This is a genomic window from Acidovorax sp. FW305-C-20-28, assembly GCF_058783375.1.
The window spans coordinates 76,460-101,257 of record NZ_JBYSYM010000015.1; the positions used below are offsets into that span (position 1 = coordinate 76,460).

Below are 24,798 nucleotides of genomic sequence, written 5' to 3' on the forward strand. Positions count from 1 at the left end.
TCGCCGCCCCCCTCTTCGCCCGCGCGCCCCATCGTCCCCATGGCCACCTACGAACAACAGATGCCCCGGCGCGTGTACCCGCTGCGCGTGCTCGGCATGGGTCTGGGCGGCGTGGTGGTGGCGGTCGTGCTGTGGCAGCGCGAGGCCTCGGTGGGGGCATGGATCGGCATGGTGCTGCCCTGCCTTGTCTGGCCCCATGTGGCCTACCAGCTGGCGCGCCGCAGCGCCGACCCGTACCGCGCCGAGATCCGCAACCTGCTGGCCGACTCGGCCTTTGCGGCGGCCCTGGTGCCGCTGATGCACTTCAGCCTGCTGCCCAGCGTGCTGTTGTGCACGCTGACCATGGTGGACAAGATCACCACCGGCATCCGCGGGCTGTGGGCCAGATCCATCCCGACCATGCTCGCAGGTGGCGCGGTGGGCACCTTGTTCACCGGGGTGCACTGGGCGCCCGAGAGCCCGCTGCCCATCATCGTGGCCTGCCTGCCGGTGATGGCGCTGCACACCATTTCGGTCAGCATGGTGAGTTACCGCCTGATCCGCAAGGTATCGCAGCAGAACCTGCTGCTCGACGAATTGCGCCGCGTGGACACGTTGACCGGGCTGTACGGCCGTGGCCACTGGCAGGAGCAAGCCGAGGCCGCGCTGCGCCGCTACCATGCCCACCGCGAGCCGGCCTGCATGCTGATGATGGACATCGACAGCTTCAAGCAGATCAACGACCAGCATGGCCACAGCGTGGGCGACGAGGTGATCCGCGCCGTGGCGCATGTGGTGCGCGGCAATGTGCGCGCCACGGACTGTGCGGGCCGCTACGGCGGCGACGAGTTCGCCATCCTGCTGACCGGCATGGCTGTGGAGGAAGCGGTCGCCGTGGCCGAGCGCATCCGCGCGCAGACCGAGGCCATCCGCCTGCGCGACATGCCGGCGCTGCGCATGACCACCAGCATCGGCGTGGCGGCCGCGCACCCGGGCCATGGCAGCCTGCGCGCCTGGATGGACGCGGCCGACGCCGCGCTCTACGTGGCCAAGAATGCCGGGCGCAACCGCGTCACCGACAGCACCGCCCCGGCGGGCGCGGCGCCGGCCGCGGCACTGTCCACCTCAGACCGCTGACACCGGCTGGGCGGCACGCCGCAGCAGGTAGATATCCATGATCCAGCCATGCTGCGCGCGCGCAGCGGCACGCGTGTGCGCGATGCGCGGGCCGGCCTCGGCCAGGGGCCCGCGGTCCAGCAGTTGCTGGGGCATGCCCAGGTAGGCCCCCCACCAGATGTGCAGGCCCTCAGGGGCCAGCGCCTCGAAGCTGCACTGCCCGTCGAGCATCACCACGGCCGTGTCCACGCCAGCAGGCCAGCCCTGTTCGCGCAGCTGGCGGCCGGTGGTCACCACGAAGGGCTGGCCGATGTCGTTCAAGGGCACCGCATGCGCGGCCGCCAGCGCCTGCACCGAGGTGATGCCCGCCACCACCTCCACCCGCACCGGCGCAGGCTGCATGCGCGCCGCGATGCGCAGCGTGCTGTCGTACAGGGCCGGGTCGCCCCAGACCAGCAGGGCCACGCGCAGGACGGCTTCGGGCGCCGGGCTGTCGGTGGCCCCGGCGATGGCGTCCTGCCAGCAGCGGGCGATGGCGGCATGCCATTCGTCGACCTGCACCAGGTAGTCGTCGCCCGCGCTGCGGCGCACGGGCATGTCGAAGCCGGCGATGCGCGGCGCGGGGGCCACCAGCACCGCATCGCACAGCGCCTGGCGCAGGGCGGCCAGCTCGGCCTTGTCTTCGCCCTTGTGCGGCAGCAGGATCAGGTCGGCCGCGTTCATGGCCGCGACCGCCTGGCGCGTGAGGTGGTCGGGGTTGCCGGTACCGATGCCGATCAGCGCCAGGGCCACCGGCGGCACGCTGCGGCCGGCGCTCATGGGCGGGAGGCCCGGTCCAGCGGCTGGTCCCGGGCGGTGTCCAGCGCCACGCCCTCGGGCACCTCGGGCGCCGGAAAGCGCGGTGCCGTGCCCAGGGGGCGGTAGCGGCGGTCGTAGTCGGCCGCATAGAGCCGGCTCTCGGCAAACGCCTCGGCCTGCAGGCTGCGCCCGACCAGGATCAGCGCGGTGCGTTCCATGCTGGCGGCCACCGCCTGCGCCAGCGCGCCCACGGTCGTGCGCACGACGGTCTCGTCGGGCCAGCTGGCGCGCCAGACGATGGCCGCCGGGCAGTCGGCGCCATAGTGCGGCAACAGCTCGGCCTGCACTTTCTCGGCCACATGGATGGACAGGTGGATGGCCAGCACCGCGCCCGTGGCCGCAAAGGCAGCCAGGTTCTCGCCTTCGGGCATGGCCGTGGCGCGGCCCGAGGTGCGCGTGAGCACCACCGACTGGCACAGGCCGGGCAGGGTCAGCTCCGCACCCAGGGTGGCTGCAGCGGCAGCGAACGAAGGCACGCCGGGCGTGACGGTGTAGTCGATGCCCGCCGCGCGCAGGCGCCGCAGCTGCTCGCCCATGGCAGACCAGACCGACAGGTCGCCCGAGTGAAGGCGCGCCACGTCTAGGCCGCGCGCGTGGGCGTCAGCGATCTCGGCCATGATGGCGTCGAGGTCCATGGCCGCGGTGTTGACGATGCGCGCGCCGGGCGGGCAGTGCGCGAGCAGCTCGCGCGGAATCAGTGAGCCGGCGTACAGGCAGACCGGGCAGCGGCCCATGAGGTCGCGCCCGCGCACGGTGATGAGGTCGGCCGCGCCGGGGCCGGCGCCGATGAAATGCACGGTCATGGTGCCGTTGCTCCTTGGGACAGCGCGGCGGCATGGCATGCCGCTGCAATACAACAATCAAGAGGTGCCACGCGGCGCCGTGCCACGGCCAGCGTGGCGCTGCCATCCGCCGCTACCCGGCGCGGGAGCAGCAGTTGGGCCTGGGGCCCGGCGGCGGCCAGCGCCGCCGCTTCGGCCACGCTGCCGGTGCCATAGCGGGCCCGCAGGCGCGGCGACTGCGTGACCACAGGCTGCTGGCGCAGGGCCTCCAGCGGCACCGCAAGCACTGGCGCGGGCGCCGGGCCCAGCCAGCCGGCCAGTGCCGGATGCTGCTCCTTGCCTTCCAGCACGGCCAGGGCGCAAAAACCATCCACCGGTGCGGGCAGCAGCGCCCGGGCCTGCTGCCACAGGCCCCGCAGGGCGGCAGCAGTGGCATGCGCCCTCAGGCCCACACCCAGCACCAGGCAGGCGTGTCCGGGCGTGCTTGCGGTCACCACTGCCAGCTCCACTGCACCAGGGGGCGCGCCGCCTTCCAGCTGCGCATGCGTCCCAGCGGCTCGGCGCTGGACAGCTCCAGCCGCAGCAACTGGCCGCCATGCTCTGCATGCAGTTGCGCCAGCAGGGCCTCGGTTTCCAGCGTCACGGCATTGACCACCAGCCGGCAGCCGGCAGGCACCAGGGCGCCCAGGGCGGCGAACAGGGCCGCGTCGAACCCGCCCCCGACAAACACGGCCTGGGGTGGCGCCAGCCCGTGCAGTGCCTCGGGCGCCAGGCCCTGCACCACCTGCAGCGCGGGCTGCAGGCCAAAGCGCGCGGCATTGCAGCGGATGTTGTCGGCGCGCGCTGCATGCTGCTCGACGCTGGTGGCCAGGCCGCCGGCCAGGCACCATTCCACAGCCACGGAGCCCGAGCCCCCGCCGATGTCCCACAGCCGCTCGCCACGCCGGGGCGCCAGGGCCGCCAACGTGAGCGCCCGCGCCGGGGCCTTGGTGATCTGGCCGTCGTGGGCATACCAGGCATCGTCGCGCCCGGGCACCTGGGGCAAGGCGGGGCCGCCCGCGGCCTGCAGCGCGACCGCGACCGGCGCCTGGGCCGGATCGGCCGCCAGCAGGGCATCGGCCTCGGCTGCACGCAGGGCACGGCAGCGCTCGCGCGGGCCGCCCACGGATTCCAGCACCCACAGCGCACTCGCGCCCCAGCCTTCCTGCACCAGCCAGCCGGCCAGTTCGGCCACGGCCATGCCATCGCGCAGCAGCACGATGCACTGCCCGCCGGGCACCAGGCGCGGCAACAGTTGCTCTATGGGGCTCGCGTGCAGGCCCAGGCAATCGGTGGCCTCCAGCCGCCAGCCCAGATGGGCGGCGACCAGCGAGAATGTCGAGGGCTGCGCATGGCAGCGCCACTCGTGCGGGGCCAGGTGCGCCGCGAGACTGCCGCCCGCGCCGAACCAGAACGGATCGCCCGAGGCCAGCACCACCACGCGCTGCCCACGCAGGGCCAGCACGGGGGCAAGGTCGAACGGCACGGGCCAGGGGCGGCCACGCTCGCCGGCCTGTGCCAGCGCCAGATGGCGCGGGCCACCGACAATCACCTGGGCCTGGTCCAGGGCCTGGCGCGCGGCGGGCACCAGCCCGTCCAGCCCGTCTTCGTTCAGGCCCACCAATGTCAACCACGGATCAGCCATGACGCATGTTCTCCTGCTGGGCGGCACCAGCGGCGCCAGCCAGTTGGCGCAGGCCCTGCACCAGGCTCAGGTACCCGCCATTTTTTCCTACGCGGGTGCCACGCAAGCCCCCGTGGCGCAACCCCTGCCCACACGCTGCGGCGGCTTTGGCGGCGTGCAGGGGTTGGTGCAGTTCATCCGCAGCCAGGGCATCACCCAGGTGGTGGATGCCACCCATCCCTTTGCCGCGCAGATGAGCCGCCATGCCTGTGCGGCCTGCGAGGCCACGGGGGTGCCGCTGCTGGCGCTGGAACGCGCACCCTGGCAGGCCCAGGCGGGCGACCGCTGGGTGGACGTGCCGGACATGGCGGCGGCAGCCCGGGCCTTGCCCGAAGATCCCGCACGGGTGTTCCTTGCCATCGGGCGCAAGCAGCTGGATGCCTTTGCCGGCCAGGCCCGCCACCACTACCTGCTGCGCCTGGTGGATGCACCCGAGCCGGGCAGCCTGCCGCTGGCCGACACCACGGTGGTGCTGGGCCGCGGCCCCTTCAGCGCCGCGCACGACCAGGCGCTGCTGCAGGCCCACGGCATCACCTGGCTGGTGGCCAAGAACGCCGGCGGCGAGGCCACGCGCGGCAAGCTGCTGGCGGCACGCGCGCTGGGGCTGCCGGTGGTGATGGTGCAGCGCCCGCCGCTGCCGCCGCGCCCGCGCACCGAGGACGTGGGTGCCGTACTGCACTGGATTGCTCATGGCACGCTACCTGCCGCGGCCGGCGTGGCGCCCTCCAGCCCGTAGAAGCGCGGGGTGTAGACCCAGCGGCCCACCTGCCGCGTAGTGCTGTTGCCCACCAGTACCACGGTGCGCATGTCGGCCATCTCGGGCGTGGCTTCGGCCAGTGTGCACACCTGCAGCGCCTCGTCGGGCGTGGACACGGCGCGTGCAAAGACCAGCAGGCGGCCGGGCTCGCAATGCGCGCGCAGCAGGGCCAGCAGGCGCACGAAGCCCTCGGGCCGGCTGCGCGAGCGCGGGTTGTAGAAGGCCATGGCGAAGTCGGCCTCGGCCGCCAGTTGCACGCGCCGCTCGATCACCGGCCAGGGCTTGAGGTTGTCCGACAGGTTGATGCAGCAAAAGTCATGACCCAGCGGCGCACCGGCGCGCGCGGCTGCGGCCAGCATGGCGGTGATGCCAGGCAGCACCTGCACGTCCAGTGCCTGCCAGGCGGCGGCCATCTCGGGCGGCGCCTGCTCGATGGCCTCGAACACCGCGGAAGCCATGGCAAACACCCCCGGGTCGCCCGACGAGACGACCACCACCTGACGCCCCTGTGCGGCCAGCGCCAGGGCCTGGCGCGCCCGCTCCAGTTCGACCCGGTTGTCCGAGGCATGCCAGGCCACGGCGTCCGCCGCACCGCGCTCCTGGAGCAGGGCCCGGGCCCGCTCCACATAGGGCAGGTAGCCCACCACGTCGGTCGCGGCCTGCAGCGCCGCGGCCACCTCGGGCGTCACCTGCGCCAGCGCGCCCGGGCCCAGGCCCGCGATGGCCAGGCGGCCTGCGCCATGTGCGGCGCTCACCAGGCGGCCTCCGGCCGGCGGCCCTGGCCGTGCACCAGCACGATGGCGAAATAGGGGCAGGCCTCGTCGCTCACCGCGGTCAATTTGGCCACCTGCTCGCTGGCCGTGGTGCCGTTCTGCACCAGCCAGGCGGCATCGAGCCGGCCCGTGCGCTGCAGGGCCCGGCGGATGCGCGGCAGGTTGCGCCCGACCTTCATCACCACCAGCGCGTCGGCGGTCTGCATGCGCCGCACCAGCTCGTCCTCGGGCAGGGTGCCCGTCATCACGCTGAGCACGTCGTCCCCCCAGGTGATGGGCTCGCCCGTGGCATGCCAGCAGCCCACCATGCCCGGAATGCCGGGCACCACCTCCAGGCGCACGGCGGCGCGCTCGCGCAGCCGGGTGTACAGGTGCATGAAGGAGCCGTAGAGAAACGGGTCGCCCTCGCAGAGCACCACCACCTGCTCGCTGCGCGCCAGGGTTTCCAGCCGGGCACACCAGTCATCGTAGAACGCCGCGAGCTGGGCCACGTACTCCGGGCTGTCCACCGGCAGCTCGGTGGTCACGGGGTACTCCATGGGGTACTCGGTGGCGGCGGGTGCGAGCAGGCCGTCCACCACCTGGCGCGCCTTGCCCGGGCGCCCCTTCTTGCGGAAGAAGGCCACGTGGCGCGCATGGCGCACCAGCCGGTGCGCCTTCACCGACATCAGCTCCGGGTCGCCGGGGCCCAGGCCCACGCAGACGATGCCGGGCGCCGCCTGCGCCAGGGCCATGGCTTCACTCGGCATGGCTGGCCAGGGCGTTGATGGCGGCCACGGTCATGGCCGAGCCACCCAGGCGGCCGCGCACGACCATTGCGGGCACGGGCAGGTCCTGCATCAGCGCCTCCTTGGATTCCATCGCGCCGACAAAACCCACCGGGCAACCGATGATGGCGGCAGGGCGCGGGCAATCGGGCTGGCGCAGCAGGTTGAGCAGATGGAACAGCGCCGTGGGCGCATTGCCGATGGCCACGACGGCCCCCGCCAGGTCCGGCCGCCACAGCTCCACCGCGGCGGCGCTGCGCGTGGTGCCCAGCTGCTGGGCCAGCGCGGCCACCCTCTCGTCCTGCAGCGTGCAGAGCACGCGGTTGTGGGCGGGCAGGCGGTGGCGGGTGATGCCCTCGCTGACCATGCGCACATCGCACAGCACCGGGGCACCCTGGCGCAGTGCCTGCTCTGCTGCCTCGGCCATGCCGGGCGAAAACGCCACATGGGGCGCGAGCTCGACCATGCCGGCCGCGTGGATCATGCGCACCACCACGCGCTCTTCGGCGGGGTTGAAGCGGGCAAGGGCCGCCTCGCGGCGGATAGTGGCGAACGACTGCCGGTAGATCTCGGCGCCATCGGTTTCGTAGCGGTGCAGCATCAATTCTTTTCAAACAACAGGCCGGGATTGTCCTGCAGTGCGGACAGGTCCATGTGGCCGACCGCCGCGTCCGCCGCACGCCCTTGCCGGATGACGGCAAAGACCGGCCCGCCCGGGTCGGCTTGCGCGCGCAAGGTGACGCTGGCGGGCGCTTGGCGCGCGCAGCCCTTGGCGCAGCCCGCCACGTGCAGGTGGGCCCCTTCCGGCACCTGCGGCGCCAGCGCCATGGCCAATGCCAGCGTGGGTGCCTGGGCCTGGGGGCAGCCAGGAGCCCCCGTGCAGGCCGAGACGCGCAGCCGCGCATCGCCCGGGTCGCTCACCCAGTCGGCGGCATGCCAGGCGCCAGGCGGCACATCCGATTCGACCAGCAGCATGCGCCAGGGCGTGACTCGCAAACCAGGCAAGGGGCCCGGTGCCGCGCCACGCAGCAGCCCCTGCACCAGTTGGGCCAGGGCCTGTGCCCGCAACCGGCCCAGAGGGGCGCCCACCAGCGTACCGATGCCGGGCAACAGGCCGGGCACCGGGCGCCCTGACCGCGGGTGGGCGGCCGCGGGAACCCAGACGACTCCGGCAGGCAGGCCTTCAGGCCAGGGCGCCGCGGGCGTGGCGGCCTCGCGCAGGCGCGCCATCTCGCCGGCATGCTGCGCCAGGCGCCCTGGCCGCAGCCCGTGTGCGCGCAGCGCACTGCAGCGGGTAGCGAACCAGCGCGCCAGGGCCAGGCCGGCCGCAGCGGCCTGATCGGGGTCCGCCGCCTCCAGGGCCCAGGGCAGGCCTGCCGGCCGCACCTGCCAGCGCGGGGCATGGGCGCCCTGCACGTTCTCGATGCGGATGTCCGCCGACACCTCGCCGAGCCAGGGGGCATGGCCGCCGTCAATGGCCCAGCCGAACTTGGCGGGCAGCGCATCGAGCTCGTCGGCCTCGGCCAGGCGCTCGCACAGCGCCGCCGCCAGCGCCTGCACGCCATCGCCGGGCCGGTGCAGCGGGTCGACCACCAGGTTGCGGCGGCGCTCGCGCTGTGCATCGGCATCCAGCAGGCCACAGCCCGCCAAGGCCCGCAACACGCCCGCATGGCGTGCGGGGTCCACGCCGCGCAGTTGCACATTGGCGCGGCTGGACAGTTCCAGGATGCCTGTGCCATGCGTGGCGGCCAGCCGGGCCAGCCGCCAGGCCTGGTGCAGGCTCAGCCGCCCTTGCGGCGGGCGCACGCGCACCACCAGCCCGTCGCCCGAGGCCATGGGCTGCCAGGCACCGGGGCACCAGCCCTGGACTTGCGGCGTATGAAGGGGTTGGCGGGCACCAGTGCCCTGGTTCGGCATGTCTCGGACGGTCAGGGCAGCGGCCATTCCAGCCGCACCTGGCAACCCTGGCCGGGCGTGCCCTCGGCCGTGATCTGCGCACCATGGCGCTGGGCGATCACGCGGCACAGGGCCAGGCCCGTGCCCACGCCCTCGAATTCCGTTTCGCGGTGCAGGCGCTGGAACACGCCGAACAGCGCACCGGCCCGCGCGGGGTCAAAGCCCGTGCCGTTGTCGCGCACGGTCACGGCCACGCGGCCATCCGCCAGCGGCTCGGCGCCGATGTGGATCTGCGCCACGGCCTGGCCGCGCGTGAACTTGAGCGCATTGCCCAGCACCTGCACCAAGAGCTCGCGCAGCAGGCCGGCGTCGGCATCGAGCGCGGGCAGACCGGGCGCCAGGTGCCACTGCACGTCGCGCCCAGCCTCGGCCGCCGCCAGGTCCGTGCGCGCCTGGGCCACAGCATCGGCCAGCGCAACCGTGGTGCAGTGCAGCGGCGCGCGCGTGGCGCGTGTGATGGCCAGCAGGCCGTCGATCATGAGCCCCATGCGCCGGGCCGACTGGTCCATGGTGGCCAGGAATTCCAGCGCCTCCTGCAGCGCGGGCGACTGCACCACCTCGGGCGGCAGGTCGCCGAGCACCTCGCGCACCAGCGTGCCGTACGAGGTCACATGGCGCAGCGGCGCCCGCAGGTCGTGCGAGACGGCACGCAGGAACTCCTCCTGCGCGGCGGCCATGTCGGCCACCTGCTGGCGGCTGCGCGCCAGCTCGGCGCGCAGGGTTTCCACGGTCTCAGGGGTATCGTCGTCGCTCATGCCAGGGCCTCCTGCCCAGCTCAGGCCTTGGGCTGCTTTACCGGCCGCGACCAGTTGGCAATCGCGACCTGCTTGCCACGGGCCACGCCCAGGGAACCCGCCGGCACATCCTTGGAAATGGTCGATCCGCCACCCACCGTGGCACCGGCACCGATGGTGATGGGCGCCACCAGCACGCAGTTGCTGCCGATGTGCACGTCGGCCTCGATCACCGTGCGGTGCTTGTTCGCACCATCGTAGTTGGCGGTGATGGCGCCCGCGCCGTAGTTCACGCGTTCACCCACCGTGGCGTCGCCCAGGTAGGCCAGATGGTTGGCCTTGGCGCCATCGGCCAGGGTGGAGTTCTTCACCTCGACGAAGTTGCCGATGTGCACCTCGCGGCCCAGCTGCGCGCCCGGGCGCAGGCGGGCAAAGGGGCCGATCAGCGCGCCCTCGCCCACGCTGGCACCCAGCTTCTCACCATCGATGTGGGTATAGGGATGCACCACCGCACCCGCCGCGATGCGCGCGTTGGCGATGCAGCAGTGGGCACCGATCTGCACGCCCTCGCCCAGCTCCACGCGGCCGGTGAAGACGCAGTTGACGTCGATCTCCACGTCCTGCCCACAGACCAGCTCGCCACGCGCGCCCGTGCGCACGTCGTCGCGCAGGTCGAAGCGCGCCGGGTCGGCCAGGCGCACGCCCTGCTCCAGCAAGGCCCGGGCCTGGCGCTGCTGGTGGGCACGCTCCAGCTCGGCCAGCTGCAGCGGGCTGTTCACGCCCGCCACCTGCAGCGCATCGGTGATGCGGTGCGCCACCACCGGCACGCCATCGGCCACGGCCATGGCGACGATGTCGGTCAGGTAGTACTCGCCCTGGGCGTTGTCGTTGGTCAGCCGCGCCAGCCACGGCGCCAGCAGGCGCGCGGGCACGGCCATGATGCCGCTGTAGACCTCGGTGATGGCGCGCTCTTCCTCGTTCGCGTCCTTGTGCTCGACGATGCCCTGCACGGCACCGGAATCATTGCGCACGATGCGGCCATAGCCCGTGGGGTCGGGCAGGGTGACGGTGAGCAACGCCAGCTTTTCTCCGCCGCCGGCCGCCACCAGGGCACGCAGGGTATCGGCCTGGGTCAGCGGCACATCGCCCGAGAGCACCACCACCGTGCCGTCCGCACGCAGGTGGGGTACGGCCTGCTGCACGGCGTGGCCCGTGCCCAGTTGCGGCTCCTGGCGCACAAAGGCCAGTTCGACCCCGGCCGCACCGGCATTCCGGGTGGCGGCCTCCACCTCGGCAGCCCCATGGCCGGTGATCACGGTGGCACTGCGGGCCTGCAGGTGCGCCGCCTGGTCCAGCACGTGGTGCAGCAGCGGGCGTCCGCCCAGGCGCTGCAGCACCTTGGGAAGGCGGCTTTTCATGCGCGTGCCCTTGCCGGCCGCCATGATGAGGATGTCGAGTTGCGTCATGGAAATGGTGATTGGGTGTGCCCCACGCCCCATGGCGGGCGGGCACAGGATGCCGATTATCGGCCCCCCGCCATCCCCCGGCCGGTCCTGCTAGAGCAAGGGCAGCAGGCGCGGCGGCCGGTCGTAGTACTCGGCAATGCGCTCGAGCGCGTGGGGATTGAGCAGGCGCAGGCGGCCGTTGGCCAGCTCGTGCAGGCCCAGCTGTGCCAGGCGCCGCAGGCTCTTGTTGGTGTGCACCAGCGACAGGCCCAGCGCGTCGGCCATGTGCTGCTGGTTGATCGGGAACGCCACGGAGCCATCGGCCTCCACCAGGTCCACCCGCTCCAGCCGGCGGTACAGGTGCATGAGCAGCATGGCCAGGCGCTCGGTGGCATTGCGCCGCCCGGCGGTCAGCAGGTTGTCGTCCACATGGCCTTCCTCATGGGCGGCCAGCCAGGTGATGTCATAGCCCAGGCGCGGGTGTTCGCGGAACACGGACCACAGGCTGTCGTTCTGGAAGACGCACAGGGCGCAGTCGGTCACCGCTTCGACGCCATGCGCCGAGAGGTCGCCGAACTCCTGCTGCAGGCCCACCAGATCGCCGGGGAGCAGAAAGTTCAGGATCTGGCGGCGCCCGTCGCTCAGGGTCTTGTAGCGGAAGGCCCAGCCCGAATACAGGGTGAACATGCGGGAGTTGGCCTGGTTCTCGTGCACCAGGGCGCCACCGGCGGGCACCGAGAGGGTCGAGGCGCGAAAGCCCTCGATGAAATCCAGCACTTCGGGCTCCACCGGGGTGAACGCCCGCGTCCTGCGCAGCCGGCATTCCCGGCAGTGGGGCGGGCATGCGTTGGGTGGCAAGGTGGCGTTCATGGTGGCGCCATTCTAGGGATGCGGCCACCGGTTCCGCCGCTGCGGCGCGCATTTTTTGGCGGCTGCTTGCTGTCGCCCGATGGTCCGTTCGGCCTTTTGGCAACAACCGATCGTGCTATGTCTTTTGACATTGCGGGGCGCCGGGCGCGGTCCTACATTGCGCCGCACCCATGTCACCACTCATCCCCTCCAGCGCCCTGTATGAAGCCTTGTACGTCAGCACCCTCGCCGAGGGGCAGCCCGTGGCCGTGGTCGCCGAGATCGCCGGCCACGCCCATGTGCACAACGCCAGCCGCGGGATCACCGGCCTGCTGATCTTCGACGGCATGCGTTTTTGCCAGCAACTGGAAGGCACGCAGAAGGAGGTGCTCAAGCTCACCGAGCGCATCCGCAACGATCCGCGCCACACCGGCGTCGAGGTGCTGCACCACGGCCCGCTGCCGGCGAGGCGCTTCCGGCAGTTCAGTCTGGCCTTCACGGCGGTGGAAGACACCGAGGTGCTGGCACGGCTCGGCCTGCTCGATGGCGAAGCCGCCATGGCGGCTTTCGAGGCCTTGCGGGCGGAACTGCACCGCTAGGGCCTGTTGAGCAGGCCCCAAAACAACAACGGCCGCCCGGGTGCCCCGGGCGGCCGTTGTTGGCAATGCGGCGATCGGTCTGTCAGGCGCAGCAGGCGGCTTCATCCACCATGGGCACGGCCGTCATGCCCAGCGAGGCACGCTGCCACCATGCGGGAGCCGAACGGGACGGCTGTGCCGCCCAGCGGTACTGCAGGCGCTGGTTGCCCAGCGTCTCGACCACCGCGTGCTGGCCTGCGGCCACCCACAGGGTCTGGCCGGCCTGCAGGAAGACATCGCCGGCCGAATCGCGGCTGGCGCCGTGCGGGCCATCGTCCAGGGTCACCCAGGCCTGGCCTTCGGCCACGCGCAGTGCCATGGCCTTGCGCGGTGTCAGGCTGACGGCTTGGCCGGGCTTGAGCGTGTTGATGGTGTCCTTGGCCGCGACGCGGCCGAAGACGCTGGATGGTTGCAATTGCAGAACATTCAATGCGGTCATGGCTTTCTCCTGGTAAACCCTATAGGCCTCTATGGTGCGCTTGTGCTTGAAAAGCGTCCAATGAATTGCGAGGGCCTGATTGATTCAAGTTCGGCATCAATCCAAAAAACGGCCGGATACCGGTGACGGCCAAATCCTGCTCAAGCGTGCATGCGCACTCGCTGGGGTGCTATCCGATGCAGAGCAAACCGCAGCAGGCCGGCGGCCAGCCGGCCACTGGCGCCCAGGGTGGCTACCACGGCCGCAGCCACGGCGCGACCGCCCTGCCCGAGTGCACAGACCAGGTCGCGCAGCGGCTGTGCCACGCCGCGCTCCCAGTCCAGCGCCGGATCGGACACCGCTGCGGCGGCAGGCACCGCATCCCAGCAGAAGGCCACCGCACTGGGTGCCCCACCACGCAGATACCACGATTCCATCACCACCTGCTGGCCCGCTTCGATGACCAGGGCCTGCCCCTGGGCCAGCACGATGTCCTCGGTGGCCTGGTCGGGCTGGCCGGGCCGTGCGCCCACCGACAGCCACACCCGGCCCTGCGAGATTTCCAGCACACTGCGCTCACGCGGGTTCAGCGTGATGGCACGGCCCGCGTCCAGCTTCCAGCTTCCGGCCAACACGCGGCCGGCCGTGGAGGCGATGGCGGATTGTTGCGATTCCAGAACGGTACGGGACGACATGGTGTGCTCCTTGCTGCTTGAAAAAACGTTGTAGAGCCTGGATGATCCGCCTGTAGAGGCCTGCGGTCCAATGAAAACGCAGCACGCCATTGATGCCACTAACGCATGAATAATTTTTCAAAACCAGCGCATGCAGAACACCGACCCCACCCCCGCCGCCCCCTTGTCGCGCACCCGCCCCGTGGCCGTGGGCCATTGGCGCGCCTTTCTGGCCGTGGCACGGCACCTGAATTTCCGCGCCGCGGCCGATGAGCTGGCCCTGACGCAGTCGGCCGTGAGCCGCCAGATCCAGGCCCTGGAGGACGAGGTGGGCGTGGCCCTGTTCCTGCGCCACACCCGGGCCGTGGAGCTGACCAGCGCGGGCGCCCAGTTGCAGCGCTCGGTGGCACCGGCGCTGGAGCGCATGGATGCCTCGGTGCGCCTGGTGCGCCAGACGGCCGGACGGCGCAGCGTGGCCATCACCACCTGGGCCAGTTTTGCCTCGATGTGGCTGATTCCGCGCATGGAGGAGTTCCAGCGCGACAACCCGGGCATCGACATCCGCATCGACGCCACCGACGTGCCGGTGGACCTGGAAACCTCCGACGTGGACCTGGCGCTGCGCTACAGCCTGCCCGCCAACATGCCGCCCGGAGCGGTGCGCCTGTGCGGCGAACAGCTGGCCATCGTGGCCAGCCCCTGGCTCATCAAGAGCAGCCCGCCGGTGCGCACGCCCGCCGACGTGGCCCAGTTCACCCTGATCGAGGCCGGTGACGCGCACCGCAGCACGCACCTGGAGTACCTGAGCTGGCAGCGCTGGTTCGAGAACCAGGGCCAGCCCAAGCTGCAGCCCCAGCGCTGGCTGTACTTCAACTACGCGCACCAGATCGTGCAGGCCGCCCTGAGCGGCCAGGGCCTGGCGCTGGCGCGCATGCCGCTGATCGCCGACGCGCTGGCCGCAGGCGACCTGGTGGAACTGCTGCCCAACCACCGGCTGGACTCGCCGCTGGCCTACTGGCTGCTGGTGGGCCCGCGCAGCGCGCACCGCCCCGAGATCAAGGCCTTCTGCGCCTGGCTGGAAATCCAGGCCAAGGCCACGCGCGAGGCCGTGGGCGATGTGCCCGACCCGGACACCGTGGACGACTTCGACTGAACTGCAGCGCAGTATCCAGCACGCCCTGCCCTGCCGGCCGCCATCACCAGGCAGGGCAGCCGACGAGGCAGGGCACGCCGGAAATCGCTAGTTTCGGACAAGCCCCTCGTAGTCGACGTTGGTGAAGCCCGGTATCGGCACCTCGCCGGGCCGGTGGCCATTGCGCTGCAGCTCGTCCACCACGTAGTCGGCCACGCAGTTCACCAGCAGCTGCTGCGGGTCTTCCATGATGCGGCGCAGGCGCGCCACGCAGGCGGCCTGGTCGTCGAGGCCGTGGATGGGCGGCATGTCGCGCGCCGTATCGGGCGAGAACACATAGGCCGGGTGCTGGGCGAACATCTGGCGCGAGACCTCCACGCTGGTGCGCGTGTGCATCCACAGGCGGCGGTAGGTCTGCTCCAGCTCGGCCAGTGCGGCCCGGTCCTGGAACTGGTCGACCGAGAAGCCGGGCGCATGCGGCGCGACGTAGAGGCGATCCGCCGGCATCTGGCCATCGCTCACGCGCCAGACCAGGTTGCACATGCTGTTGGACGACCAGGTCACCCCCGCCGTGGGCCGGCCCGACTGGCCGCTGACCAGCACCATGGCGCGCGCCCAGTCGATGCCGCTGCCGCGCAGCCAGGCCCCGATGCGGTAGGCGATGTCCACATAGGCCAGGCCGAAGGTGGCGAACATGATGGCGTTCATGGACACCGGCAACTGCTCCGCCGGCGGGTCGAAGTACTGCGCCGCCAGCGCGTCGAAGTCCAGCAGCGAAGCATCGGCCAACGCGCGCTGGATGTAGGCCTCGGTGGTGTCGAGCGTGTAGGCCACCAGGGCGGCGATCTTCGCCTCTTGGCCGGCAAAGGCCGGCAGGTTCACATGCTGGCGCCACATCTCGGCCACATTGGCACTGCGCACGCGCGCAATGTGCGGCAGCAGGCCCTGCAGCTGCGTGCGCCAGCTGGCGTCGCCCTCGGGGGCCAGCTCACGCCGGCGGGCTATATAGGCCATGGCCAGGGGCAGGTGCGAGATGGCAGTGAGCTCGATGAAGCCGCGCGTGGACTTGCGAAAGCTCTCCATGCGCGGCGCAGCGCCCTGGCCCGGGAACAGTGCAATGTCCGATGCCGTGGACACCAGCAGCGGGTTGCCGGCCTGCTGCGCCAGCATCAGCGCCGTGAGCTCGGGCCCGATGGCACCCGGCCCGCCCGTGAAGGCATGGAACAGGCCCGCAAAATCGGCTTGGGGTTGGTACATGGTGGGGTCCGGTGGGTCCGTTCAGGCAATGGCGTAGATGCAGCTGTCGGTGCGGAAATGCAGCGCGCCGCTCAGGCTGTTGGCGACGGCCAGGTACGGTACACCGCCCACCGTGAAGGCCGCTGCATCGGTGCCGCCCGAGGTGCCAAACGTATGGACCGCTTCCAGCCCGTCCCCCTGCCAGCGGTAGATGACCGACTGCAGCTCGGGAATGGGCGCCTCGCGCGAGCCGTGGATGAAGTTGACCTGCACCAGATGGCCGCCATCGCCTTTGCCGTCGGGCAGCCAGGCGAACTCGCGCCCGCCCGGGCCACTCAGGCGCTGGTGGGCGGCGAACTGGGCACCGTCCCAGCGCAGCAGCCAGGTCTCGCCCAGCAGGTTGGCGAACACCAGCCAGTCGGCGCCCGAGGCGCGGAAGTGGCAGAACGCCCGGCCGCTGGCGCCGTCGAGCACCTGCAGGGTGTCGAACGCCGCGCCATTCCAGGCCAGGACGCGCGAGGGCGCCACATGGTCGGCATAGGCCAGCAGCATGCGGCCCTGCACCGTGAACGCGAGCCAGTTGTAGCCCCAGGCGGACTCGATGGACTGGAAGGGCATAAAGCGCTCACCATTCCATTCGAAGATGCACGACGGTGCCGCTCCATCCACAGGCGCGCTGTGCCCCGCGGCCCCCTGGGCCAGCGCCAGGAAGGCGCGCTCCTGCACGCGAAAGAAATGCCATTGCTTGGCGGCCGTGCCGACAATCCGCTGGAAGGGTTCGAAGCGCCCTCCCACGAACTCCCAGACCACCGAGGCCGGCGACATGTCGTAGGGGCCATGGCCGCTGCGCAGGCTGGCCGTGGCGAGGAAGTGGCGGCCGTCCAGCGTGAAGAACTCGGCATCCTCCCCGCCGGGCACCGGCAGGCGCTGGAACTCCACAAAGGCCGCACCATCCCAGCGGTAGATGAGGGTTTCGACATCGCTGTTGCCCGCGCCCATGCCGGGCTCCGTGCCCGGGATGTCCACGGACAGCTGGGCAATGGCCAGGTACTGCACGCCATCGATGGCGAAGGGCTCGACGGCGCGCGCGGCACTGGTGGGCAGGCGCTGGATTTCGCGCAGGTTCATCGTCATGGCTGGAAATCGTAAAGGCGCGCAGGGTTGTCAGAGAGGATGCGATTGCGGCGGTCCGCATCGGGCACCCATGTGCCCAGCAGGTTGAGCAGGGCCCCGGTGTCCATCTGCCCGTTGGGGATGTGCGGCCAGTCGCTGCCCCAGATGGTGCGGTCCGGCAGCGCATCGGCGATGGCCTGGGCGTAGGGCAGCAGGCGCGCGTAGTTGCCGTCCTTGGCGATGCGGTAGGGGCCCGAGAGCTTCATCCAGCCGCGCCCGCCAGCCACGGCCGCGATCAGGCGGTCGAAGTCGGCCCGCGTGAGGCCGTCGCTCTCCAGCATGTAGCCCATGTGGTCGATCACGAAGTCCGAGGCGATGTCCGGCATGGCCGGCACCAGGTCGCGCACCACATAGCCGGGTGTGTAGAACTGCAGGTGCCAGCCCCAGGGGCGGATGCGCTCGGCGCTGCGCTGGATGTAGTCGACGATGCGCGCGATGGGCCATTGTGCGCGCAGGAACAGATCGAGCCGCAGGGCGCGCACACCGCGCCGGTGCATGGCGTCGAGCGTGGCGTCGTCCACGCCATCCTCCACCATGGCCACGCCGCGCGCCCGCCCGCCCAGTTCGTCGAGCGCATCGAGCATGCAGCGGTTGTCGGTGCCATAGAAGCTGGGCTGCACGATGGCGAAGCGGTCGAGGCCGAGGCCGCGCGTCATGCGGTCGAGCAGCGGTGCCGGGCCATCGGGCAGGGTGTAGTGCGGCAGGGCCACATGGGGGTAGCGGTCCACCGGGCCGAAGACATGCACATGGCTGTCACAGGCGCCAGCCGGCATGGGAAAGGCGGGGCGCGACAGGGTGTCTGCATCGCGCGTGGGGGTGGGAACAAGGATCTCGGAGGCCATGGGATTTCAGGACAGGGTTGCAAGGGCTTGCGCCACGCGGGCCTGCGCGGCGGCAAGAAGAAGGTCGGTGTCGATGGCGGTCATGAGCAGCGGGGCCGCGCCCAGGCGCACCAGCTCGGCGCTGTAGGCCGCGTCGCCGATGCCGCCGATGGCCAGGGGCTTGCACGCCGCCCGGCAGGCGGCCAAGGCCGCCTCGTGCGCCGCACGCACCGTGGGGTGGCGGAAGTCGCCGGGCACGCCCAGCTCCGCACTCAGGTCGTTGGTGCCGATGGCCACCAGGTCCACCCCGGGCACGGCCGCGATCTCGGCCATGTTGCGGATGCCCAGCGGGCTCTCCACCAGCACTTTGACCAGGGTGGCCTGGTCGGCCGCGCGGTACAGGGCCTCGGGCGCCATGCGGCGGTACTGCACCAGGGGCAAGGTGCCTATGGCCGAGCGGTGGCCCTGCGCCGGAAAGCGGCAGGCGGCCACGATGTCGGCGGCCTGCGCGGCGGTTTCCACACGCGGCGCGATGATGCCCATCGCCCCCGCATCGAGCAGGCGCCCGATCACACCGTACTCGCGCTCGGGCACGCGCACCAGCGGCATGAGACCGATGTCCAGCGCGCAGGCACAGATCTGCCCGGCCACGTCGATGGGCATGGTGCTGTGCTCCAGGTCCACCCAGATGACCTCATGGCCGCTGGCTTGGGCCAGGCGCGCGATCTCGGGCGTGCGGGCACCGCGCACACCGAAGGCGGCCACCGGGTGGCCATGGGTGAGCCGGTCGATCAGCCAGGGAGCCCCGGCAGCGGGCGAAAGGGGGGACGAAAGTGGGGCGGACATGGAAACGCGGCTTTGGTGGGTCAGTTGATGGCGATCTTCTTGGCCTTGATCAGGCGTTCCATGGACTGCGACTCGCGCGCCAGGTTGGCCTGCATCTGGGCCGGCGTGATGCCGAGCACCTCGTTGCCGGTCTCGTGCAGGGCGCTCACGACCTGCGGGTCCTTGGAGGCGGCCTCGAGGGCCTTTCGCATGCGCTCCAGCACCGGCGCCGGCGTGCCCGCAGGCGCCCAGACGGCGATGGTGGTGAACAGCTCCAGGCCGGGGTAGATCTCGGACAGCGTGGGCACATCGGGCAGCGTGGGGCTGCGCTTGTCGCCGGTATAGGCCAGCGCACGCAGCTTGCCGGAGCGGACATTGGGCAGCGCCGAGGAGGCCGGCTCCCAGCCCACGTCGAGCTGGCCGCCCATCAGGTCGGGCATGGCGCTTTGCTTGTAGGCGATCTGCACCATGTCGATGCCCGCTGCATCCTGCAGCAGCTCCATGCCCAGGTTGGCCGTGCTTGCCGGCCCGTAGGTGGCGTAGTTGACGCTGCCCGGCTTGGCCTTGGCGATGGACACCAGATCCTTGAGCGACTTGCCGCTGAACGACGGGCTGGCCACGATGAAGGAGCCGCCACGGAACAGCGCCGCCACGGGCACCAGGTCCTTTTCGGGGTTGTAGGGCAGCTTGGCCATCAGGTGCGGCACCGTGGTGATGGGCAGGCTGGTGGAGAACAGAAACACCTGGCCATTGGCGGGGGACTTGGCCACGGCATCGGTGGCCAGCGTGCTCGATGCGCCGGGGCGGTTCTCGACCACCACGGGGGCCGAGAGCAGCTTGGCCAGCCGGTCGGCATAGAGCCGGGCGAAGGCGTCGGCACCCACGCCCACCGGGGTGGGGGTGATCAGCCGCACCGGCCCATTGGGCCAGCCCGGGGTGGCCTGGGCATGGACCGGACCCGCGCAGGCCAGGGCGACGGCAGCGGCCAGAAGGCGAAGAAGGGTGTTGCGCTTGTGCATGGCGTGCTCCTGGCTCAGAAGTTGTGCGAAATGCCGAACTGCAGGCCCGAGGCATTCGCACCCGGTGCACCCTCAGGGGACTCGCTGGTCGAAAACGCGGCCTGACCCCGGTTGGTGATGCGCGAATACGCACCGTAGAGGGCCGTGCGCTTGCTCAGCGCGTGCACATAGCCCACGGCGATCTGGCGTGCGCTGTCTCCACCCACCCCGGTGCCACGCGCCTTGGCCTCGGCCACCGACACGCGCACCGTGCCCACCTCGCCGACCGGCACCGTGGCACCGAGCAGCCAGTTGGAATGCTTGGTGCCTGTGGCGCGCTGGTCCAGCCAGTAGCCCATGAGTTTGGCTACGCCGAAGTTGTAGGAACCACCGATGTTGGCCACCTTGCTGGTTTGCCCCTTGGCCGGAGTTTCGCCGTAGGCCACGGCCACGTCCACCGGGCCGGCGGCATAGCCCAGCCGGGCACCGGTGTAGCGCGCGCCATCGGCCCCCTCGGCCGCCGCCACCATGGCCTGGCCGTAAACCCCGCCCAGGTTGCGCGGCAGCAGGTAGCCCAGCGAGTTGGCCGAGCGCACGAAGGTGCGGGCGCCACCCGTGCCGAAAGGCCAGCCTTCGATGATGTTGGCCGAGCCACCGACCCCGACGGTGCCGAAGGGGGCGAACTGCGAGACGTTCCAGAACGTGGGCGCATAGTCGCGGCCCAGGCGCACCTCGCCCCAACTGGTGCCCGACAGGCTCACGGTGGAGCGGCGGTGGAACAGGGCCGAACCTTCGAGCGCGCCCGAGTCGGGCAGCAGCTGCGCCTCCAGCCAGAAGCTCGCGGCCAGGCCGCCGCCCAGGTCCTCGGTGCCGCGAAAACCCAGCCGGCTCGGAACCAGGTTGCCACCCGAGGACATGGTGGTGGCCGAGGTGTTGCCGGCCTTGGCATGGGTGATGTTGAGATCGAGCGTGCCGAAGATGGTCACGCCGCTTTGGGCATGCGCTGCGGTGCCGAATGCACTGGCTGCGAAGCCGGCGACCAGCGCCCAGGCGGCACGCGAAGCGGGGGTGGGGAAGGCGCGGGCAGGCCGGGCAGGCTGGGCGAGTGGCAGGTGGGGGTTCAAGCTTGTCTCCTGTTTTGTACGGATCGCACCGCTTCGGGCGGCGACAGGACGGATGCTAGGGACCCTCATCAATATCTGGAAATACTGTTTTTGGATCAAAATCAGTACCAAAAAAGTATGAATACCCCCTGACAACCCTGACCCACCGGAGCCCCCGTATGGAAATGCGCCATCTGCGCTACTTCGTGGCCGTGGCCGAAGAGCTCAACTTCACGCGTGCGGCCCTGCGGCTGCACATCGCCCAGCCGCCGCTGAGCACGCAGATCCGCGCGCTTGAAGAGGAGATCGGCGCCGAGCTTTTCGTGCGCGATACGCGGCGCGTGTTCCTGACCCAGGCAGGCAAGGAGTTTTTGGTGCGCGCCCGAGCCATCCTGGCGGCCGCCCAGGCCGCCACGGAGGCGGCGCGCAGCGCCTCGGCCGGCATCTTCGGGCGCATCGCGCTCGGGGTCACGGCCTCGGCCATGTTCACCGAGCGCCTGCCGCGCGCGCTGCGCGGCTTCGGCCAGGACCACGCCCATGTGGAGATCGACCTGCAGGAGATGGCCTCCGTGGCGCAGCTGGGTGCGCTGTACGAGCGCGCGCTGGACGTGGGCATCTTGCGCAAGCCCGACATGCGCCCGCCCGAGGGCGTGCACCTGGAGCAGTGGTACCGCGCCCCGCTGGTCGCGGCCGTCCCTGAAGGGCATGCGCTGGCCCGCCAGGACGGCGTCGCCATGGCCGACCTGGCGGACGAGGCCCTGATCACCTACCCGCGCGATGCCGGCATCGGCCTGTACTGGCCGGTGATGCAGCTGTGTGCGCAGGCCGGCTTTCGCCCGCGCGTGGTGCGCGAGGCGCGCGAGCCGGCCTTCATGGTCGGCCTGGTGGCTGCCGGCCTGGGCATCGCCATCGTGCCGCAGGACACGCGCTGCATGGCCCTGGAAGGCGTGGCCTACAAGCCCATCACCGAGCAGGACGCGGCGTCCACCCTGTACCTGGCCTACCGCGCCGCCGACACCGACCCGCACACCGAGGCCATGCTGGCCACGCTGCGTGCGGTGGCCAGCACGCCATAACGCGCAAGCCCCTTGCCGTCAGACAGGCCCGAGCACTTGCTGCAACGATTCAAAGGCCCGCCGGCGGTGAAGCTGGCACGGCCCACGCCAGCGCCCCCGCGCAAGGGCCGCCCCGCCGCGCTGGGGGCGTCCCCCTGAGGGGGAAGGCGCGAAGCGACTCAGGGGGTTAGCCCAAATTTATACGGGCGAACTTGCGCTTGCCCACCTGCACCACGTAGGTGCCGGCGTCGAGCTTGAGGCCCTTGTCGCTGACCACGCTGCCATCCACGCGCACACCGCCGCCATCGATCAGGCGACCGGCTTCGGTGCTGGAAGGCGCGAGGCCCGCAGACTTGAGCAACGCGCCGATGCCCATCGGCGCGCCGGTCAGGCTGACTTCGGGAATCTCGTCGGGCACGCCGCCCTTGCTGCGGTTGTTGAAATCCTGCTCGGCCGCCTCGGCGGCCGCCGCGCTGTGGAAGCGCGTGGTGATCTCCTTGGCCAGCATGACCTTGGCATCCTTGGGATTGCGCCCACCCGCCACCTCGGCCTTGAGGGCCGCGATCTGCTCCAGGGACAAGAAGGACAGCAGGGTGTACCAGTCCCACATCAGCGTGTCCGAGATCGACAGCACCTTGGCGAACATGGTGTTGGGCTCTTCGGTGATGCCGATGTAGTTGTTCTTGGACTTGGACATCTTGTCCACGCCGTCCAGGCCCACCAGCAGCGGCATGGTGAGCACACACTGCGGCTCCTGGCCATACTCCTGCTGCAGGTGGCGGCCCATGAGCAGGTTGAACTTCTGGTCCGTGCCGCCCAGTTCCAGGTCGCTCTGCAGGGCCACCGAATCATAGCCCTGCATCAGCGGGTACAGGAATTCGTGCACCGCAATGGACTGGCCGGTGGTAAAGCGCTTGTGGAAGTCGTCGCGCTCCATCATGCGCGCCACCGTGTACTTGGCCGCCAGCTGGATCATGCCGCTGGCGCCCAGGGGCTCGCTCCACTCGCTGTTGTAGCGGATCTCGGTCTTCGCCGGGTCCAGCACCATGCTGGCCTGGCGGTAGTAGGTCTCGGCGTTGGCCTTGATCTGCTCGGCCGTGAGCGGCGGGCGCGTGCTGTTGCGGCCCGAGGGATCGCCGATCAGGCTGGTGAAATCCCCGATCAGGAAAATCACCTGGTGGCCCAGATCTTGCAACTGCCGCATCTTGTTGAGCACCACCGTGTGGCCGATGTGGATGTCGGGTGCCGTGGGGTCCAGGCCCAGCTTGATGCGCAGGGGCTTGCCCGTGGCCTCCGAGCGCGCGAGCTTTTTGACCCATTCGTCCTGGGGCAGCAGTTCCTGCACGCCGCGCAGCGAGATTTCAAGCGCCCGTCCTACACCATCGGAAACCGGCATCGTTGTAACAGCAGATTGATTCATAAGGGTTTTTTGGGATGTCTATACAGCGTGCACCGCTATACTCCAGCCCACATTGCGAAGGCGGATTCTAATGGGCCCGCTGTTTCGACCCGCCTCGTGCCCTGTCGAATCGCTGCAAACAGACAGTCTGTGCGCCTGGCCTTGCCCCGCATTCACACCGGGGAAGTGCCAGGAGACCACTCTCATACTGGGGATAGACCTTTGATTCACGGCTTGACCACCGCCAGCGCGGCTTTGCTAGACCGACTGTCCCAGAGCATCCAACAACATCCCAAACGCATCACCGCCGCCATCGCAGCACTGCTGCTCACGGGCGGCGGCGGCGCGTTTGCCGTGGCCTCGTTTGCGCCCGATCCGGCCGACATGCCCGTGCGCATGGTCAACTACCCGGTGGAATCGCTGGCCGAGAACCTGGTGCTGGGCCAGCTCGACGCGCCCGGCTTCTCGCTGTTCCGCTCCGAGCAGGTGCGCAGCAGCGACACCCCTGAATCCCTGTTGCAGCGCATGGGCGTGGCCGACCCGGCCGCCGCCGCCTTCCTGCGCGGTGACAACACCGTGCGCCAGAACATGCTGGGCCGCACCGGCCGCTTCGTGTCGGCCGAGACCACCGATGATCACCGCCTGGTGCGCCTGACGGCCCGCTGGGTGCCGGACGACAGCGGCAACTTCCGCCGCCTGATCGTGGAGCGCACGGGCGAAAAATTCAGCTCGCGCGTCGAAACGGCCAAGCTCACGACCAGCAGCCGCCTGGCCGGTGGCGTGATCAACAGCTCGCTGTTCGCCGCGACCGACGCCTCCAACATCCCCGATGCCGTGGCCGTGCAGATGGCCGAGCTGTTCTCGGGCAACATCGATTTCCGCCGCTCGCTGCGCAAGGGCGATCGCTTCTCGGTGGTCTATGAGACCCTGGAAGCCGATGGCGAGCCGCTGAGCAGCGGCCGCGTGCTGAGCGCCGAGTTCGTCAACAACAACAAGACCCACCAGGCCATCTGGTTCCAGGAAGCCAACGCCACCAAGGGCGCCTACTACACGCTGGATGGCGAAAGCATGCGCCGCGCCTACCTGACCTCCCCGGTGGAGTTCTCGCGCGTGACCAGCGGCTTCAAGATGCGCATGCACCCCATCCTGAAGACCTGGCGCGCCCACCTGGGCACCGACTTCGCGGCCCCCACGGGCACGCCCGCGCGCACTGTGGGCGACGGCGTGGTGGAGTTCGCCGGCGTGCAGAACGGCTTCGGCAACGTGGTCTTCGTGAAGCACCGCAACCAGCATGTCACCGTCTACGCCCACCTGAGCCGCATCGACGTGCGCCAGGGCCAGTCGGTCGAGCAGGGCCAGACCATCGGCGCCGTGGGCTCCACGGGCTGGGCCACCGGGCCGCACCTGCACTTCGAGTTCCGCGTGAACGGCGTGCACCAGGATCCCCAGACCATCGTGGCCGCCAGCGAAGCCGCAGCCCCCGTGTCCAAGGCCGGCCGCCCCGCCTTCGACCGCCTGGCATCGGCCATGCGCATCCAGCTCTCGGCCGCCGCGTCGATCGAACAGGCCAGCGCAGAGTAAGCAAGC

The 24,798-nt window shown here is 70.5% G+C and carries 26 protein-coding genes; 6 read left to right on the forward strand and 20 right to left on the reverse strand.

The annotated features are described in order from the left end of the window. Nucleotides 1–39: 39 nt before the first annotated feature. Nucleotides 40–1,116 (forward strand): sensor domain-containing diguanylate cyclase, encoded by a 1,077-nt coding sequence (locus tag AC3WOH_RS18020; protein WP_492230688.1) that lies wholly within the window; start codon nucleotides 40–42, stop codon nucleotides 1,114–1,116. On the opposite strand, the gene cobF is transcribed toward AC3WOH_RS18020, so the two are convergent. From cobF to cbiE, 4 genes are read right to left on the reverse strand one after another with little or no spacing between them, the layout of a single operon-like run. Continuing rightward, entirely contained in the window at nucleotides 1,105–1,914 is an 810-nt protein-coding gene (gene cobF / locus AC3WOH_RS18025) for a precorrin-6A synthase (deacetylating) (RefSeq protein ID WP_492230690.1), read from the reverse strand. The two genes, AC3WOH_RS18020 and cobF, sit on opposite strands and share 12 nt — an antisense overlap. After that, entirely contained in the window at nucleotides 1,911–2,756 is an 846-nt protein-coding gene (gene cobM / locus AC3WOH_RS18030) for a precorrin-4 C(11)-methyltransferase (RefSeq protein WP_492230692.1), read from the reverse strand. The genes cobF and cobM overlap by 4 nt, the downstream gene beginning before the upstream one ends. Continuing rightward, nucleotides 2,753–3,229, reverse strand: coding sequence for a cobalamin biosynthesis protein (locus AC3WOH_RS18035; protein ID WP_492230693.1), 477 nt, complete (start codon nucleotides 3,227–3,229; stop codon nucleotides 2,753–2,755). Before AC3WOH_RS18035 ends, cobM begins: the two co-directional genes overlap by 4 nt. Further along, a complete protein-coding gene (gene cbiE / locus AC3WOH_RS18040) occupies nucleotides 3,226–4,419 on the reverse strand; it encodes a precorrin-6y C5,15-methyltransferase (decarboxylating) subunit CbiE (RefSeq protein ID WP_492230695.1) in 1,194 nt (397 codons plus the stop codon). The genes AC3WOH_RS18035 and cbiE overlap by 4 nt, the downstream gene beginning before the upstream one ends. On the opposite strand from cbiE, the gene AC3WOH_RS18045 reads away from it, so the two are divergent. Continuing rightward, nucleotides 4,418–5,194, forward strand: coding sequence for a cobalt-precorrin-6A reductase (locus AC3WOH_RS18045; protein ID WP_492230696.1), 777 nt, complete (start codon nucleotides 4,418–4,420; stop codon nucleotides 5,192–5,194). The genes cbiE and AC3WOH_RS18045 overlap by 2 nt on opposite strands. On the opposite strand, the gene cobJ is transcribed toward AC3WOH_RS18045, so the two are convergent. The 7 genes from cobJ to AC3WOH_RS18080 all read right to left on the reverse strand — a co-directional run bounded on the left by cobJ (nucleotide 5,146) and on the right by AC3WOH_RS18080 (nucleotide 11,760). Further along, complete coding sequence (cobJ, locus tag AC3WOH_RS18050) at nucleotides 5,146–5,970, reverse strand: precorrin-3B C(17)-methyltransferase (RefSeq protein WP_492230697.1); 825 nt, start codon at nucleotides 5,968–5,970, stop codon at nucleotides 5,146–5,148. The two genes, AC3WOH_RS18045 and cobJ, sit on opposite strands and share 49 nt — an antisense overlap. Further along, nucleotides 5,967–6,737, reverse strand: a complete 771-nt coding sequence (gene cobI, locus AC3WOH_RS18055; protein ID WP_492230698.1) for a precorrin-2 C(20)-methyltransferase — start codon at nucleotides 6,735–6,737, stop codon at nucleotides 5,967–5,969. The genes cobJ and cobI overlap by 4 nt, the downstream gene beginning before the upstream one ends. Continuing rightward, the gene (locus AC3WOH_RS18060; RefSeq protein ID WP_492230699.1) at nucleotides 6,727–7,356 is read right to left on the reverse strand and encodes a precorrin-8X methylmutase; all 630 of its coding nucleotides are present in this window, start codon (nucleotides 7,354–7,356) and stop codon (nucleotides 6,727–6,729) included. The genes cobI and AC3WOH_RS18060 overlap by 11 nt, the downstream gene beginning before the upstream one ends. Continuing rightward, the gene (gene cobG, locus AC3WOH_RS18065; RefSeq protein ID WP_492230700.1) at nucleotides 7,356–8,672 is read right to left on the reverse strand and encodes a precorrin-3B synthase; all 1,317 of its coding nucleotides are present in this window, start codon (nucleotides 8,670–8,672) and stop codon (nucleotides 7,356–7,358) included. The genes AC3WOH_RS18060 and cobG overlap by 1 nt, the downstream gene beginning before the upstream one ends. Nucleotides 8,673–8,683: 11 nt before the next feature. Next, nucleotides 8,684–9,466 carry a sensor histidine kinase gene (locus AC3WOH_RS18070; protein ID WP_492230701.1) on the reverse strand — a complete coding sequence of 261 codons (783 nt, stop codon included), beginning with the start codon at nucleotides 9,464–9,466 and terminating at the stop codon, nucleotides 8,684–8,686. A gap of 20 nt (nucleotides 9,467–9,486) precedes the next feature. After that, on the reverse strand, nucleotides 9,487–10,911 hold the full coding sequence (gene glmU, locus AC3WOH_RS18075; RefSeq protein ID WP_492230702.1) for a bifunctional UDP-N-acetylglucosamine diphosphorylase/glucosamine-1-phosphate N-acetyltransferase GlmU: 1,425 nt from the start codon (nucleotides 10,909–10,911) through the stop codon (nucleotides 9,487–9,489). 90 nt (nucleotides 10,912–11,001) lie between these two features. Beyond that, nucleotides 11,002–11,760 (reverse strand): Crp/Fnr family transcriptional regulator, encoded by a 759-nt coding sequence (locus AC3WOH_RS18080; RefSeq protein WP_492230703.1) that lies wholly within the window; start codon nucleotides 11,758–11,760, stop codon nucleotides 11,002–11,004. Nucleotides 11,761–11,930: 170 nt separating this feature from the next. On the opposite strand from AC3WOH_RS18080, the gene AC3WOH_RS18085 reads away from it, so the two are divergent. Further along, the gene (locus AC3WOH_RS18085) at nucleotides 11,931–12,338 is read left to right on the forward strand and encodes a BLUF domain-containing protein (protein ID WP_184857188.1); all 408 of its coding nucleotides are present in this window, start codon (nucleotides 11,931–11,933) and stop codon (nucleotides 12,336–12,338) included. Between the two features lie 82 nt (nucleotides 12,339–12,420). Here AC3WOH_RS18085 and AC3WOH_RS18090 read toward each other — a convergent pair whose 3' ends face one another. Next, entirely contained in the window at nucleotides 12,421–12,816 is a 396-nt protein-coding gene (locus AC3WOH_RS18090) for a DUF2917 domain-containing protein (protein ID WP_492230704.1), read from the reverse strand. 140 nt (nucleotides 12,817–12,956) lie between these two features. Next, a complete protein-coding gene (locus AC3WOH_RS18095; protein WP_492230705.1) occupies nucleotides 12,957–13,490 on the reverse strand; it encodes a DUF2917 domain-containing protein in 534 nt (177 codons plus the stop codon). A gap of 130 nt (nucleotides 13,491–13,620) precedes the next feature. Between AC3WOH_RS18095 and AC3WOH_RS18100 the strand changes: the two genes are divergently transcribed. Continuing rightward, nucleotides 13,621–14,622 (forward strand): LysR substrate-binding domain-containing protein, encoded by a 1,002-nt coding sequence (locus AC3WOH_RS18100; RefSeq protein ID WP_492230706.1) that lies wholly within the window; start codon nucleotides 13,621–13,623, stop codon nucleotides 14,620–14,622. Nucleotides 14,623–14,709: 87 nt separating this feature from the next. Here the strand turns inward: AC3WOH_RS18100 and AC3WOH_RS18105 are convergent, their stop codons facing one another. The 6 genes from AC3WOH_RS18105 to AC3WOH_RS18130 are packed head-to-tail and all read right to left on the reverse strand — an operon-like array spanning nucleotide 14,710 to nucleotide 20,778. Next, nucleotides 14,710–15,858: a DUF5624 domain-containing protein gene (locus AC3WOH_RS18105; protein WP_492230707.1), complete on the reverse strand. Its 1,149-nt coding sequence runs from the start codon at nucleotides 15,856–15,858 to the stop codon at nucleotides 14,710–14,712. 21 nt (nucleotides 15,859–15,879) lie between these two features. Further along, a complete protein-coding gene (locus AC3WOH_RS18110; protein WP_492230708.1) occupies nucleotides 15,880–16,971 on the reverse strand; it encodes a hypothetical protein in 1,092 nt (363 codons plus the stop codon). Further along, complete coding sequence (locus AC3WOH_RS18115) at nucleotides 16,968–17,852, reverse strand: amidohydrolase family protein (RefSeq protein WP_492230709.1); 885 nt, start codon at nucleotides 17,850–17,852, stop codon at nucleotides 16,968–16,970. The genes AC3WOH_RS18110 and AC3WOH_RS18115 overlap by 4 nt, the downstream gene beginning before the upstream one ends. 6 nt (nucleotides 17,853–17,858) lie before the next feature. After that, nucleotides 17,859–18,677, reverse strand: a complete 819-nt coding sequence (locus AC3WOH_RS18120; protein ID WP_492230710.1) for an aldolase/citrate lyase family protein — start codon at nucleotides 18,675–18,677, stop codon at nucleotides 17,859–17,861. Between the two features lie 20 nt (nucleotides 18,678–18,697). Beyond that, nucleotides 18,698–19,675 carry a Bug family tripartite tricarboxylate transporter substrate binding protein gene (locus AC3WOH_RS18125; protein WP_492230711.1) on the reverse strand — a complete coding sequence of 326 codons (978 nt, stop codon included), beginning with the start codon at nucleotides 19,673–19,675 and terminating at the stop codon, nucleotides 18,698–18,700. A gap of 14 nt (nucleotides 19,676–19,689) precedes the next feature. Next, on the reverse strand, nucleotides 19,690–20,778 hold the full coding sequence (locus AC3WOH_RS18130; protein ID WP_492230712.1) for a porin: 1,089 nt from the start codon (nucleotides 20,776–20,778) through the stop codon (nucleotides 19,690–19,692). 158 nt (nucleotides 20,779–20,936) lie between these two features. On the opposite strand from AC3WOH_RS18130, the gene AC3WOH_RS18135 reads away from it, so the two are divergent. Continuing rightward, complete coding sequence (locus AC3WOH_RS18135; protein WP_492230713.1) at nucleotides 20,937–21,833, forward strand: LysR substrate-binding domain-containing protein; 897 nt, start codon at nucleotides 20,937–20,939, stop codon at nucleotides 21,831–21,833. 166 nt (nucleotides 21,834–21,999) lie between these two features. Here AC3WOH_RS18135 and tyrS read toward each other — a convergent pair whose 3' ends face one another. Beyond that, nucleotides 22,000–23,232: a tyrosine--tRNA ligase gene (gene tyrS, locus AC3WOH_RS18140; protein WP_492230714.1), complete on the reverse strand. Its 1,233-nt coding sequence runs from the start codon at nucleotides 23,230–23,232 to the stop codon at nucleotides 22,000–22,002. A 201-nt stretch (nucleotides 23,233–23,433) separates the two neighbouring features. Here tyrS and AC3WOH_RS18145 point away from each other — a divergent pair, with 201 nt between their 5' ends. After that, nucleotides 23,434–24,792, forward strand: coding sequence for a M23 family metallopeptidase (locus AC3WOH_RS18145; protein WP_184857176.1), 1,359 nt, complete (start codon nucleotides 23,434–23,436; stop codon nucleotides 24,790–24,792). The last annotated feature ends 6 nt before the right edge of the window (nucleotides 24,793–24,798 follow it).

Bases quoted from the DNA above. Each gene is read 5' to 3' on its own strand.
- AC3WOH_RS18110 (WP_492230708.1), bottom strand. From the start codon at position 16,971: ATGACGATGAACCTGCGCGAAATCCAGCGCCTGCCCACCAGTGCCGCG.
- tyrS (WP_492230714.1), bottom strand. From the start codon at position 23,232: ATGAATCAATCTGCTGTTACAACGATGCCGGTTTCCGATGGTGTAGGA.
- AC3WOH_RS18135 (WP_492230713.1), top strand. From the start codon at position 20,937: ATGGAAATGCGCCATCTGCGCTACTTCGTGGCCGTGGCCGAAGAGCTC.
- cobG (WP_492230700.1), bottom strand. From the start codon at position 8,672: ATGCCGAACCAGGGCACTGGTGCCCGCCAACCCCTTCATACGCCGCAA.
- AC3WOH_RS18090 (WP_492230704.1), bottom strand. From the start codon at position 12,816: ATGACCGCATTGAATGTTCTGCAATTGCAACCATCCAGCGTCTTCGGC.
- AC3WOH_RS18085 (WP_184857188.1), top strand. From the start codon at position 11,931: ATGTCACCACTCATCCCCTCCAGCGCCCTGTATGAAGCCTTGTACGTC.
- AC3WOH_RS18095 (WP_492230705.1), bottom strand. From the start codon at position 13,490: ATGTCGTCCCGTACCGTTCTGGAATCGCAACAATCCGCCATCGCCTCC.
- cobF (WP_492230690.1), bottom strand. From the start codon at position 1,914: ATGAGCGCCGGCCGCAGCGTGCCGCCGGTGGCCCTGGCGCTGATCGGC.
- AC3WOH_RS18045 (WP_492230696.1), top strand. From the start codon at position 4,418: ATGACGCATGTTCTCCTGCTGGGCGGCACCAGCGGCGCCAGCCAGTTG.
- AC3WOH_RS18070 (WP_492230701.1), bottom strand. From the start codon at position 9,466: ATGAGCGACGACGATACCCCTGAGACCGTGGAAACCCTGCGCGCCGAG.
- AC3WOH_RS18100 (WP_492230706.1), top strand. From the start codon at position 13,621: ATGCAGAACACCGACCCCACCCCCGCCGCCCCCTTGTCGCGCACCCGC.
- AC3WOH_RS18120 (WP_492230710.1), bottom strand. From the start codon at position 18,677: ATGTCCGCCCCACTTTCGTCCCCCCTTTCGCCCGCTGCCGGGGCTCCC.
- AC3WOH_RS18105 (WP_492230707.1), bottom strand. From the start codon at position 15,858: ATGTACCAACCCCAAGCCGATTTTGCGGGCCTGTTCCATGCCTTCACG.
- cobM (WP_492230692.1), bottom strand. From the start codon at position 2,756: ATGACCGTGCATTTCATCGGCGCCGGCCCCGGCGCGGCCGACCTCATC.
- cbiE (WP_492230695.1), bottom strand. From the start codon at position 4,419: ATGGCTGATCCGTGGTTGACATTGGTGGGCCTGAACGAAGACGGGCTG.
- AC3WOH_RS18080 (WP_492230703.1), bottom strand. From the start codon at position 11,760: ATGAACGCCACCTTGCCACCCAACGCATGCCCGCCCCACTGCCGGGAA.
- AC3WOH_RS18060 (WP_492230699.1), bottom strand. From the start codon at position 7,356: ATGCTGCACCGCTACGAAACCGATGGCGCCGAGATCTACCGGCAGTCG.
- AC3WOH_RS18115 (WP_492230709.1), bottom strand. From the start codon at position 17,852: ATGGCCTCCGAGATCCTTGTTCCCACCCCCACGCGCGATGCAGACACC.
- AC3WOH_RS18125 (WP_492230711.1), bottom strand. From the start codon at position 19,675: ATGCACAAGCGCAACACCCTTCTTCGCCTTCTGGCCGCTGCCGTCGCC.
- cobI (WP_492230698.1), bottom strand. From the start codon at position 6,737: ATGCCGAGTGAAGCCATGGCCCTGGCGCAGGCGGCGCCCGGCATCGTC.
- AC3WOH_RS18020 (WP_492230688.1), top strand. From the start codon at position 40: ATGGCCACCTACGAACAACAGATGCCCCGGCGCGTGTACCCGCTGCGC.
- glmU (WP_492230702.1), bottom strand. From the start codon at position 10,911: ATGACGCAACTCGACATCCTCATCATGGCGGCCGGCAAGGGCACGCGC.